At 65.9% G+C, this 11857-nt stretch carries 9 protein-coding genes; 3 read left to right on the forward strand and 6 right to left on the reverse strand.

The window, feature by feature from the left end; translation table 11 throughout:
- Window positions 1–5 precede the first annotated feature (5 nt).
- Entirely contained in the window at window positions 6–899 is an 894-nt protein-coding gene (locus A7D17_RS11360; protein WP_064509175.1) for an ABC transporter ATP-binding protein, read from the reverse strand.
- 138 nt (window positions 900–1037) lie between these two features.
- A complete protein-coding gene (gene gloA2 / locus A7D17_RS11365) occupies window positions 1038–1427 on the reverse strand; it encodes an SMU1112c/YaeR family gloxylase I-like metalloprotein (protein WP_064509176.1) in 390 nt (129 codons plus the stop codon).
- 308 nt (window positions 1428–1735) lie between these two features.
- On the opposite strand from gloA2, the gene mmuP reads away from it, so the two are divergent.
- Both mmuP and mmuM read left to right on the forward strand, forming a co-directional pair.
- A complete protein-coding gene (mmuP, locus tag A7D17_RS11370; protein WP_064509177.1) occupies window positions 1736–3133 on the forward strand; it encodes an S-methylmethionine permease in 1398 nt (465 codons plus the stop codon).
- Window positions 3130–4092 carry a homocysteine S-methyltransferase gene (mmuM, locus tag A7D17_RS11375; protein ID WP_064509178.1) on the forward strand — a complete coding sequence of 321 codons (963 nt, stop codon included), beginning with the start codon at window positions 3130–3132 and terminating at the stop codon, window positions 4090–4092. Before mmuP ends, mmuM begins: the two co-directional genes overlap by 4 nt.
- A 181-nt stretch (window positions 4093–4273) precedes the next feature.
- Here mmuM and A7D17_RS11380 read toward each other — a convergent pair whose 3' ends face one another.
- The 3 genes from A7D17_RS11380 to A7D17_RS11390 form a co-directional block, all read right to left on the reverse strand.
- Entirely contained in the window at window positions 4274–6220 is a 1947-nt protein-coding gene (locus tag A7D17_RS11380) for a DUF885 domain-containing protein (RefSeq protein ID WP_064509179.1), read from the reverse strand.
- Window positions 6221–6489: 269 nt separating this feature from the next.
- Window positions 6490–7266: a queuosine precursor transporter gene (locus A7D17_RS11385; RefSeq protein WP_064509180.1), complete on the reverse strand. Its 777-nt coding sequence runs from the start codon at window positions 7264–7266 to the stop codon at window positions 6490–6492.
- Between the two features lie 4 nt (window positions 7267–7270).
- Window positions 7271–7945 (reverse strand): DUF502 domain-containing protein, encoded by a 675-nt coding sequence (locus tag A7D17_RS11390; protein ID WP_064509181.1) that lies wholly within the window; start codon window positions 7943–7945, stop codon window positions 7271–7273.
- A gap of 474 nt (window positions 7946–8419) precedes the next feature.
- Between A7D17_RS11390 and A7D17_RS11395 the strand changes: the two genes are divergently transcribed.
- Window positions 8420–9787, forward strand: coding sequence for a hypothetical protein (locus A7D17_RS11395; protein ID WP_064509182.1), 1368 nt, complete (start codon window positions 8420–8422; stop codon window positions 9785–9787).
- A gap of 285 nt (window positions 9788–10072) precedes the next feature.
- On the opposite strand, the gene A7D17_RS11400 is transcribed toward A7D17_RS11395, so the two are convergent.
- Window positions 10073–11626: an alginate export family protein gene (locus tag A7D17_RS11400; protein ID WP_064509183.1), complete on the reverse strand. Its 1554-nt coding sequence runs from the start codon at window positions 11624–11626 to the stop codon at window positions 10073–10075.
- Window positions 11627–11857: the final 231 nt, after the last annotated feature.

The following is an 11857-nucleotide window of genomic DNA, read 5'->3' on the forward strand; positions in this document are numbered from 1 at the left end:
TCCTGTCAGGCAGCCAGCGCTTGCTTGCGCAGGCGCTGGAAATAAACATCCTCAAGATCGGGAGCGACCTGTTCGAAGCCCGGCTCCGGGCAGTCGGCGCTGAACACATGAATCACCGGGTGGCCAGCGATCAGCCGGGTGGACAGCACGGTGAAGCGCGCTTCGTAGTCGGGCAGGCTGGGCTTGCTGACCTGCTTGCGCCAGACCTGCTGGTCGAGCATGGCGATCGCATCGGCAGGCCGGCCGCTCAGCAGCACCTGGCCCTTGTTCATGATGGCCATCGACGGACACAGGTCGGTGACATCCTCGACGATGTGGGTGGACAGGATCACCACCACGTTTTCGCCGATTTCGGCCAGCAGATTCAAAAAGCGGTTGCGTTCTTCCGGGTCCAGGCCGGCGGTGGGCTCGTCGACGATGACCAGTTGCGGATTGCCCAGCAGCGCCTGCGCGATGCCAAAGCGCTGGCGCATGCCGCCGGAGTAGGTGCCCAGCTTGCGCTTGCGCGCATCCCAGAGATTGACCTGCTGCAACAGCCGTTCGACCACTTCCTTGCGCTGGCCGCGGTGGGTCAGCCCCTTGAGCACGGCAAAGTGGTCGAGCATGTCCAGGGCGCTGACCTTCGGATAGACGCCGAAATCCTGCGGCAGATAGCCCAGCTGGCGGCGCAGGCCGTCCTTGTCCTTGAGCACGTCGAGACTGCTGCCATCGGCGCTGCTCAGCGTGACGCTGCCCGAATCGGGTTCCTGCAGCGTTGCCAGGGTGCGCATCAGCGAGGATTTGCCGGCACCATTTGGCCCAAGCAATCCGAACATGCCGCGGGGAATGTCGAGCGTGACGCCTTGCAGCGCATGCACGCCATTGGCGTAGGTCTTGGACAACGCACGGATCTGCAGCATGGACGGGTCCTGTGTCCTGGGGTCGTGGAATCTTCGGCGTGCCGCCAGCGCACCGCATCCGCCGGAAGTCATGCAGTCAGGACGTGCAGCACCTGCCGATGTGACCGGCGTTGATCCCGGACAGGAGGGGCGTTGGATTCAATCGACCTCGTACAGCTCCAGCGGCAGATCGTCCGGATCGGCGAAAAACGTGAAGCGGCGGCCGGTGTATTCGTCGATGCGAATGTCTTCGGTCGCCACGCCATGCGCGTTGAGATGCGCCACCGCGCGGTCGAGGTCTCGCACGCGGAAGGCCAGATGGCGCAGTCCTTGCGCTTCCGGGCGGCTGGGGCGTGCGGGTGCGTTGGGGAATGAGAACAGCTCGATCTGGCCGCCATCGGGCAGCGCCAGGTCCAGCTTCCAGGAGTCGCGCGCCTGGCGGTAATGCTCATCGATGACGCGCAGGCCCAGGATCTGGCAATAGAACTGTTTGGAGCGCGCGTAGTCGCCGGCGATGATCGCTACGTGGTGGATGCCGGCCAGCATCATGCCGCGCTCCAGTGCCTCGCCACTGCAGGCGGCGACGTGTGCATGCGTGAGGCGACGATGGCGCAGACGCGGGGTTCGGCAGCGCGCAGGCGCAGCGCATGTTGCCCACGCAGGCAGCGTGGATGTAGCGGCGATCTTGCGAACAGGTGCCCGTGGGGAAGATGCGGCATGGCGCGGTCCTGAAATGCGGCACGCAAGCATACCTGCCGCTGGCTGAGGCGCTTGTCGAACGTCACAGCTCCGCCCTGCACGGCTGTGCTCGCCTGCGCGCGCATGGCAGGATGACGTGTCGCCCCCCAGTGCCGCCCATGCCCGAGCCGTCGTCCAACACCACTGCCCAGTTCCAGCGCAGCATGCAGGTGCGTCACCTGGTGATGCTGTCGCTGGGTGGGGTGATCGGCACCGGCCTGTTCTTCAACACCGGTTACATCATCGCCAGCACGGGCGCGCTGGGCACGGTGATCGCGTACCTGATCGGTGCGCTGGTGGTGTATCTGGTGATGCAATGCCTGGGCGAACTGGCGGTGGCGATGCCGCAGACCGGCGCGTTCCATGTGTATGCCGCGCGCTATCTGGGGCCGGCCACCGGTTACGTGGTGGCGTGGTTGTACTGGCTGACCTGGACAGTGGCGCTGGGCTCCAGCCTGACGGCCGCGGCATTCTGCATGCAGTACTGGTTTCCGCACAGCCCGGCGTGGCCGTGGTGCCTGCTGTTTTGCGCGCTGATCTTCGGCTTGAACACAGTGTCGGCGCGCTGGTTTGCCGAAGGCGAATTCTGGTTCTCGCTGATCAAGGTGATCACCATGGGCGTCTTCATCGTGCTGGGTGGTGCGGCGGTGGTGGGCTTGCTGCCGCTGGCCGACGGCTCGCCGCCACCGGGCCTGCGCCACCTACGGGCCGATGGCTGGTTCGCGCAGGGCACCCTGCCGATCCTGATGACGATGGTGGCGGTGAATTTCGCCTTTTCCGGGACCGAGTTGATCGGTGTGGCCGCCGGCGAGACCGCGCAGCCGGCGCGTGCGATTCCGCTGGCGATCCGCACGACCCTGGTGCGGCTGGTGGTGCTGTTCGTCGGTACCGTACTGGTGCTGGCCGCGCTGCTGCCGGCCAGCCAGGCGGCGGTGGACACCAGCCCGTTCGTGCGCGCGTTCGAGTTGCTGGGCGTTCCGTACGCAGCGGACATCTTGAATGCGGTGATCCTGACCGCGATCCTGTCGGCAGCCAATTCCGGCCTGTACGCCGCCGCGCGCATGCTGTGGTCGCTGGCCAACGAGGGCACGCTGCCGGCCCGGCTCGCGCGGTTGACCCGCCGCGGCATTCCGTTGCCGGCATTGATGCTCAGTATGCTGGGCGGTCTGCTGGCCCTGCTGACCGGCGTGTACGCCGCCGATACCGTCTTCGTGGCGATTTCCGCGGTGTCCGGGTTTGCGGTGGTGGTGGTGTGGTTGAGCATTTGCGCGGCGCATTACCGGTTTCGCCGCCAGCTGCTGCGCGACGGTATCGCCGTGGAAACGCTGGCCTATCGTGCGCCGTGGTATCCGTGGACGCCGATTCTGGGGTTTGCGCTGTGTCTGCTGGCCTGCATCGGGCTGGCATTCGATCCGCAGCAGCGCATTGCGCTGTACTGCGGAATTCCCTTCGTGGCGCTGTGTTATGGCGCCTACGCACTGACCCAATGGCTTGCGGCCCGGAGACTGCACCCATGACGATTGCTCCCCGCCGACCGCGCGCCCATGCGCCTTTCAGCCAGATCTTGCAGCACGATGGCTACGTGCTGCTGGATGGCGCCCTGGCCACCGAGCTGGAACACCGCGGCTGCGATCTCAACGATGCGCTGTGGTCGGCGCGGGTGCTGATGGAGCAGCCGGAGCTGATCCACCAGGTGCATCGCGACTACTTCGCCGCCGGTGCGCAATGCGCGATCACCGCCAGTTACCAGGCCACGCCGTTGGGGTTTGCCGCGCGTGGGCTGGATCTGGCGCAGTCGCAGGCGCTGATCGCGCGCAGCGTGCAACTGGCCGCGCAGGCACGCGCCGATCACCTGCAGCTGCAGCCGGATGCTGCGCCGCTGTGGGTGGCCGGCTCGGTGGGTCCGTATGGCGCGTATCTGGCCGACGGCTCTGAATATCGCGGCGATTACGTGGTGCCGCTTGCGCAGATGATGGACTTCCACCGTCCGCGCATCGCCGCGCTGGCGGCGGCCGGGGTGGATGTACTGGCCTGCGAGACGCTGCCATCGGCCGGTGAGATCACCGCCTTGCGATTGCTGCTGGACGAATTTCCGCAGCTGCATGCGTGGTTTTCGTTCACCCTGCACGATGCGGCGCATCTGAGCGATGGCACGCCGCTGGCACACGTGATTCCGACGCTGGATGCCTGCCCGCAGGTGATCGCCGTTGGCATCAACTGCATCGCACTGGATCGCGTCACGCCGGCATTGCAGTGCCTGTCGGCGCTGACCACCTTGCCATTGGTGGTGTATCCGAACTCGGGCGAGCACTACGACGCGGCCGACAAACGCTGGCATGCCGGCGATGCGCCTGCCTGCAGCCTGGCCGAGCAGCACGCGCAGTGGCTGGCTGCCGGTGCGCGCCTGATCGGTGGCTGCTGCCGCACCACGCCACGCGACATCGCGGCACTGGCGGCCGCGCGGGCAATGGGCTGATGACCCTCACGCGCGCGCACTGAGTCTGTCAGCGGGAGTGGCCGTTGCCGGTGCAACGCCGGCCGTTGGCAAGGTTATGCCGCCTTCGCGTGCAGCACGCCAGTCCCACATCGACACCCGCCCGGACGACGTCCTGGCCTGGACGGCCGATCACGACGCACAGCGGCCGCGATCGTTGGCCTCAGCCTTTTTGCGTTGCAATCCAGCGCTGGATCTTTTCCTGCAGGATGTCCAGCGGCACCGAGCCGTCCTTGAGCACTTCGGTATGGAAGCCGCGCACGTCGAAGCGTGGTCCCAGCTCGCGCTGGGCCTGTTCGCGCAGCTGCGCGATCTTCATCTCGCCCACCTTGTAGGCCAGCGCCTGGCCGGGGATGGCCATGTAGCGGTCGACTTCGGCCTCGGCATCGGTGCGGCTCATCGCCGAGTTGTCGAGCATGTAGTCGATGGCCTGGGTGCGGGTCCAGCCCTTGCTATGCAAGCCGGTATCGGCCACCAGCCGGATCGAGCGCCACAGCGCGTTCTGCAGGTAGCCGTAGGTGTTGTACGGGTCCTGATACAGCCCCAGCTCGCGCCCCAGCGATTCGGCGTACAGGCCCCAGCCTTCGATGTAGGCGGTCTCGCCACCCAGGCGGCGGAACTTGGGCAGGTCGGTCAGCTGTTGCTGCAGCCCGAGCTGGTAGTGGTGCCCTGGAATGGCTTCGTGCAGGTACAGGCTCTCTGCTTCCCAGGTCTTGCGCGAGGGCAGGTCGGAGGTGTTGACGTAAAAGATGCCCGGTGTGCTGCCATTGCTGCCATTCGCGCTTGGACGCATGTACGAGCCGTTGGCTGCGGACTGCGCGCGCTGCGGTTCCACCGCACGCACTTCCAGCTCCGGGATGCCCTGCAGCGCGAACAGGCGCGGCACCGCACCCTGCACGCGACCCTGCAGCCCGCGGTAATAGCCCAGCAGCTCGGTCTCGCTGCGGAAGCTGAAGCGCTTGTCGGTCTGCATGAACTTGTAGAACTTGGGCAGGTTGCCGCGGAACTTGACCTGTTTGGTCAGCGCCTGGATCTCGCCTTGCAGACGCGCCACTTCGTCCAGCCCGGTCTGGTGGATCTGCTCCGGGCTCAGGTCCGACGTCGTGCTCTGGCGCACGTCGTAGGCGTACCAGGCCGTGCCACCGGGCAGCGCGGCCAGGCCATCGCTGTCGCGGCAGGCCGGCAGGTACTCGGTGGCGATGAAGCCGCGAAGCGCGCGATACGCCGGCAGGATACGCACCTCGATCAGCCGCTTGTACTCGGCGGTGAGGCGCTGCTTCTCCGCCTCGGGCATATCGGCCGGCAAATTGCGGATCGGCCCCCAGAACAGGCTGTCTTCAGCGGTGCGCGCAATGATCGCATCCAGCTGCGGCAGTACCTTCTGCATCAGCACCTTCGGCTGCACCACGCCGGCCTGCATGCCGGCGCGCATATTGGTGATGGCCTGATCGAACAGGTCGGGGATGCCGAGCGCACGCCGCGACCAATTGTCGTAGTCCTTGACCGTCTTGAACGGCTGCGCGCCGGTGCCCGAGCCCAGCACCACCGCGATGCTGGCGATGTTGTAGAACTGGTTGATCGGCAGCATCCAGCTGGGGAACTGCTCGGCCGCCAGCGCGCTGCGCGCATCGCGCACGAAGATCTGGTAGCTGAGCAGGTCCTGGCCGCTCAGGCCGTCCGGGCCCAGCGCTTCGGCCTTGCCCAGCCACAGCACGGTGAAATCGTGCGACTGCTGGCGGAAAGCCGGCGACAGGAAGTTGGGCAGCTGGTCGTTGTAGCGGCTCTCGCCCTGGAAGGTGGCCTGCAGCGGATTGAGCTTGAGCGAGGCATCCCAGTATTGGTCGTAGAGCAGGTTGAGTTGCTGTGCCTTGGTCAGCACCACCGGCGCGGCCACGGCGCGCGGCCTGGCCTTGGCGGTCTTGCTGCCCTTGGCGGCCTTGGTGCTTCTGGCCGGCTTGGTGGTCTTCTTGGCTTTGCTCGCCTTCGCGCGCGTTTGCGTGGTCTGTGCCTTGGCGGTCTTCTTCTTGGCCGCGTCGGCGGGCGCTGCCACTGACAGGCTCAACACGGCGGCGAGGGCCAGCGACAGCAGGCGGGAAAAGCTGAGGGGCATTACCGGCTCCGGAAACAAGCGAGCGGGGAGCTTGCCCGATCTGCACGGCGACGGCCACCCACCGCGGTCATACCGCCTATCGGCAATTCATGCGGCGCATGGGCGCGGACCTGCGCCGGCGTGGCGTGGTGCGCTGCGGCATGCTCAGGATTTGCAGGCGACCACAGCGTGCGGCGCGCATGGCTGTTACGCGAAGGTGCGTACCACTGCCGGCAAGGGGTTGCTGTAGCGATGCACCCGCACGATGAGTCCGCCGGACGCGGACCGGTTCACTCCGCAGCGGCTTCTTCGCGCAGCTGTTCGGCCCGCTCGGCGCCCAGGTAGGCGCTGATGCCGCGGCGCGCCAGATACAACAACGGGATCAGGGCCACGGCAAAGCCCATCTTGTAGACGTAGTTGAGCGTGCTCACCGCCAGGAACTGATCCATCGACCAGTGCTGGGGTCCGAGCACGAAGGCGATGTAGATCACCACGAAGCTGTCCACCAGCTGCGAGACCGCGGTGGACCCGGTGGCGCGCAGCCATACGTGCTTTTCGCCAGTGACGCGGCGGATGCGGTGGAACACCGATACATCGATCAATTGGCCGAACAGGAACGCCACCAGCGAGCCACCGATGGTCCACAGCCCCTGTCCGAACACCGCCGCGAACGCGGCCTGGTAGTCCGGCACGCCCTGGCTCTGCGCGGCGGTGACCCACCAGCCGGCGGGGGCCAAGGCGATGGCGGCAAACGCAAACACGAACCCATAGCCGATCAGCGCCACCGCCACCCACGAGATGAAACGCACCCCGCGGCTGCCGAAGAACTCGTTGATGGTGTCGGTCATGATGAACACCACCGGCCACAACAAGGTGCCGGCGGTGAAGCTGAGCGAGCCGGTCTGGCCGAACAGATTCCAGTTCAGCGGCGCGATGCCCAGGGTGTCTTCCAGCGCGAAGATCTTGACCCCGATGAACTCGGCAAGCGCGGCGTTGACGCAGAAGAACGCGGCCAGCGCAATGAACAGGCGCACCGCACGATCGTCGAGGGTACGCGTGTGTGTCATGGTCTCAGCGATCCGCAGTACGGGTGAAGGGCACCGATTCAGGCGCCACTGCGCCGCCGGAAATGATGAAACTCATCGCCTGGTCCACGCTCCAGTCGGTGGGCGTGAGCAGTTCCACCGGCACGATCTCCAGGTAGCCAGAGGTGGGGTTGGGCGTCGTGGGGACATACACCGCGGCCAGCTCGCGCCCGGTGCCCTGTTCCTTGATCACGCGCGTGACCAGGCCCACCGACTTCATGTCGCGATGCGGGAAGTCGATCAGCACCACGCGCTGGGTGCTGCCCGGTTGGGTCTGCAGGATGTCCAGCAGCTTGCGCGCGCTGTCGTAGACCACGCTGGCCAGCGGAATGCGCCGCATGATCGCCTCGAACCAGCGCAACAGGCGCTGGCCGATCACTCGCCGGCTCAGAATGCCGACGAACAGAATCACCGCCACCGTGGCGACCAGAGCGATGGTGTTCTGCACCCAGAGCGCCTTGATCCAGCCCAGGTAAACTGGAAACGAGGCGGCGATGCGTTCGGACAGCGGCACCACCCAGGGGCTGCTGATACCGGAGAGCAGCGCGAAGACGAACTTCACCACCACCCAGGTCAGCCAGACCGGCAGCAAGGTGAGCAACCCGGTCAGGAAGACGCGTTGCAGGGAAGGGCGGGCGTGCGGAGTGGGGGATTCGGACATCGGCATAGTGTAGGCATTCGGCCGCGCTCGGTGGAGGTGGGGCTGGGATTGGGGCGTGGGCATTGGGAATTTGTAAATGCACTCACTCACCGTCGGACTGCCGCGATCGGTAGTTGCTGCGGCAACTGCAACTGTTGGGGTAGAGGCAGTTGCAGTGTCAGTGGTGCCGGCAGGGCAAGGGCAAAAGCGAAGGCAAAAGCGAAGGCAAAAGCGAAGACCGCTCCCTTCTCCCGCCGGGAGAAGGTGGCGCGTAGCGCCGGATGAGGGTACGACTGTCACTGCTGTCCGCAACCCGGCCTTCCCAACTCCGCTGCCTGCGTCCGCTGTCCTTGCCCGGACATTGCGCGGGCGTTTCACTCAATCGGTTGCCGCTGCTTTGCCTGCGGAAAGAACGCGATGTCGATACGTGGACGCGTCTCCGTTCACCCGTCGCGGGGCTGCGCCGATGGCACTAAGATGCGCAGCTTCCCAGGGATGGATGTGCACATGCTTGCCAAGTTCCTCAAGACCGCCTTGCTCGGCGTTTGCATCCTGCTTGCGGGAGTGGCGGCGCTGTATGCCGTCTCCCAACGGTGGCCCATTCCCGATGCACAGCGGCAGGCGCTGGCGCAGCTGCGTCAACCGCTGCCGCCGTTACGCGGGGCCAATATGTTCGCGGCGCTCTGGTCGCTGTCCTACGCGGTTCCGGAAGCGCAGCGCGAGACCGTGCTGGCCCAGGACGTGGAGCGCCTGAATCGGCTGCCGCCGGGGGTGCCGTTTCGCAGTGCCGTCGCGGACTATCCGCGCCTGCCAAGCTGGCCAGCCACCGCGCCAGCCCTGTGCAGTGCCAGCGCAGGTGGATGTTTACAGCGCGTGCGCGAACAACCGCAGGCCTATGCCGATGCGCTGGCCGCACAGGCGCCGATGCTGAGCAGGATGCGGGCATTGGCGAACTACACCGACTACCGCAGCCCGTTCCGGCCACGCGCCGATATGACGTTGCCCGAGCTGCCGCGGATGCCGCTGTCGATGACGGCCAGCGCACTGGATTTCGTGCAGGGGCGTACCACCCAGGCCTTGAGCGATGTCTGCACCAGCGCGCAGGTTGCCCGGGTGCTGCTGCGTAGCAGCGACAACCTGGCGGTCACGATGATCGGCGCGGCGATGCTGCGCGGTAACGCGCAGCTGTTTGCGGACATGCTGGCCGAGCTGCCTGCGCAGCCGCCGCTGCCGGCGCAGTGCGCCGTGGCATTCGCACCGGCGGCGATGGAAGAGATCTCGCTGTGCAACGCGCTGCACGGCGAATCGCGCTTGGTGTTTTCGATGCTGCAGGACGCGTCCGTCCAGGATGGCGATCGCGACTGGCTGGATCGCATCTCGCCACGGCTACTGGACCGCGAGCGCACCCAGGCGCTGCTGGCACCGACCTTTACCTGGGCCTGCAGCGCGCCGGTGCGGGCATTGCTGGCGCAGGATCAGGCGCTGCCGCCCGGCATGGTGGCAACGCCCGACACGGCCACGGTGGCGTGCGTGGCCAATGCCACCGGTTGCCTGTTGGTCAGCGCGGCGCGTCCGGACTATGCCAATTACCAGCACAAGCTGCAGGACACTGCCGCGGCAGTGCGTGCGGTGACAGCCCTGCTGTGGTTGCGCGATCGCCTGGCCGATACACGGCCGCTTGCGCAGCGACTTGCCGAGCTGCCGCCTGCGCTGCGTGGACAGATGCGCCCGCTGCAGGCCGACGGCGACGGCAAACATCTGACCATCGCTCGATACGCTCGACGCGAAGAAGGTGCCGGAGACGATCGCTGGCCAGTGCCGGCCAGCCGGCTTGCCGAGCGCGCGACTACTACGATCCAGTAGCGTCGCGACGCGTCAGTGGCGTGGTGCATCCATCAGGTCGCGAGTGGAGCCTGAGGCCACGACCTTGTCCGTCAGCAGCGCCCCTGGAACTTCATGGCCGAGCCGGTGCGATCACCACGGGATTGCGAGGCGTGCGCGCCGCAGTCATGGCACCCACTGCAGTCAACTACGCTAAAAAGCAACATGCCGCGTCCCTGACAGGACGCGGCATGTAGATGTGTCGTTGTGCAGGCGCGCAGCAATAACGCACACCGCATCGGTGCGCGCAGGCGCACCATTGCATGCCTAGAAGCGGAAGTTCAACCAGCCCATCACGAAGGTCGAATCGCCGTAGCCGGCCTTCTCCAGTGCCGGCCCGGCCATCAGGTGCTCGGCGCGGAAGGTCACCGACCAGTTCGGGTCGATGTTCCAGGTGGCGTTGATGCGCGGCATGGTGCCGATGCGACGCTCGCCGGTGCCCTGTGTGCGTGCATAGGCGCGCGCCTGGTTGTTGTAGATCGCATCGCTGGTGGTCTGGCGCCACAGCGTTTCCCATTCCAGGTTCACGGTGAGCTTGGAGGTGGGCGAGAAGGTGAAGGTCGGCGCGGCAGTGACCAGGTTCACCGGGCCGAAGAACGTGGCCCAGCTGAAGTAGATCGTGTTGCCGTACAGGAAGTTGTTGTTGCGCAGCGTGCCGGTGCCGGAGGTGCCGCCACCGCCGGAGGCGATTTCGCTATGGAAGCCCAGGCGCGGCTTCCAGCCGTTGTCGCTCAGCGTCCACGCATTGGAGGTGCTGGCCATGTAGGCACGCAGATCGCGTCCACCGAAGCTGCCGCGCTGCACGGTCACGAACGAATCGGTGCGCAGCTTGCCCACGTTGCCCCACAGCCGCAGGCCGTAGTAATTGCGGTGTTCTTCGGCGGTCTGGCGGCCCCACAGCTGGTTGTCGTTGCGGAACTGATAGAAGAACGGCTCCAGGTACATCGGCTTGGCCGTCGGCAGGCGATAGCCGCCGACCACGCCACGGAAATGCCGCGAACGGTCGATGCGGTCATCGCCCAGGCCTTCGGTGCCGTCCAGGTTGAAATTGAAATCGAACACGTCCACGCGGGTCTTTTCGCCGATGGCCCAGGCGCGCGCGCCGTTGAAGGTCACGAAGATATCGGTGTTGTCGCGCAGCGCCATCAAGGTGGTGGGGCCGTCGACGAACACCTGGCGGCCGACCCGCAGGCCGGTATCGGCGCCGCCGATATTGCCCTTCACGTCGAAGAACACCTGCTGCAGGATCGCGTTGTTTTCCTGGGTGCCGGTCTTGGCGCCTTCGTTGCGCCCATCCAGGCTGCCGTGCGCCAGTTCCGTATACAGACGGAAGTGCTCGCCCACATGCAGGTCCGCACCGAAGAACGCGCGGAACAGGTATTGCTGCTGCGAGTGGCTGCCGGGAATCAGCCCCGGGTTGGTGATGGTGTTGCTGCGCACGCGCAGCTCGTTGCTGAGCGAGACGTAGACATCGCCGTCTTCGCTGAGCGGGATGTACTTGAGCGGATCGAACGTGCTCTTGCGCTTGGACGGATCCTTCAGATACGACCAGTCTTCGGCCCAGCGCACCTGCCACATGTTGCCGCCCTGCTTGGCGCCCCAACCCTGGGCTTCCTGCGGATAGCCCTTGGCGGTGGCCGGCGCGGCGGTGACCGGTGCCTTGACGGGCTCTGCCACCGCCTGTTCGGCATTGGCCGGTGCAGGCTGCTGTTGCGCCAGAGCAAGGCCCGGCAACGCCAACCCAATCGCAAGGCACAGGCGCCGTGTGGCACCAAAGGAAGTATCAGCCATGGCCGGCTGCGCCAAGCGTGTCAGTTGCATCGTATCGCCCTATCGAAAAGTGAAAACCACCTGAGCGAGGTTTATCGGCACAGGGGGCGTTGACTGTAGTGGAGCCTCGGCGGAAAGGCAGTAACCCAAAGGTTCTAAGGATGGTCTGATCAACGCCATCGGAGGATGAGGTAAGCCGCATCGGTCGCGCCAATGACGCTCAGGCCTGCGGTTTTTGGCCGTTTCCGGCGCATGTGCGCGGTGTTGCCCCTGCTACAGGCA

Origin of the sequence: Xanthomonas floridensis (genome assembly GCF_001642575.1) — a bacterium.
Lineage (GTDB): Bacteria > Pseudomonadota > Gammaproteobacteria > Xanthomonadales > Xanthomonadaceae > Xanthomonas > Xanthomonas floridensis.

Excerpts from the sequence above, each read along its gene's own strand:
- A7D17_RS11360 (WP_064509175.1), bottom strand. The coding sequence starts at position 899 with ATGCTGCAGATCCGTGCGTTGTCCAAGACCTACGCCAATGGCGTGCAT.
- gloA2 (WP_064509176.1), bottom strand. The coding sequence starts at position 1,427 with ATGATGCTGGCCGGCATCCACCACGTAGCGATCATCGCCGGCGACTAC.
- mmuP (WP_064509177.1), top strand. The coding sequence starts at position 1,736 with ATGCCCGAGCCGTCGTCCAACACCACTGCCCAGTTCCAGCGCAGCATG.
- mmuM (WP_064509178.1), top strand. The coding sequence starts at position 3,130 with ATGACGATTGCTCCCCGCCGACCGCGCGCCCATGCGCCTTTCAGCCAG.
- A7D17_RS11380 (WP_064509179.1), bottom strand. The coding sequence starts at position 6,220 with ATGCCCCTCAGCTTTTCCCGCCTGCTGTCGCTGGCCCTCGCCGCCGTG.
- A7D17_RS11385 (WP_064509180.1), bottom strand. The coding sequence starts at position 7,266 with ATGACACACACGCGTACCCTCGACGATCGTGCGGTGCGCCTGTTCATT.
- A7D17_RS11390 (WP_064509181.1), bottom strand. The coding sequence starts at position 7,945 with ATGTCCGAATCCCCCACTCCGCACGCCCGCCCTTCCCTGCAACGCGTC.
- A7D17_RS11395 (WP_064509182.1), top strand. The coding sequence starts at position 8,420 with ATGGATGTGCACATGCTTGCCAAGTTCCTCAAGACCGCCTTGCTCGGC.
- A7D17_RS11400 (WP_064509183.1), bottom strand. The coding sequence starts at position 11,626 with ATGCAACTGACACGCTTGGCGCAGCCGGCCATGGCTGATACTTCCTTT.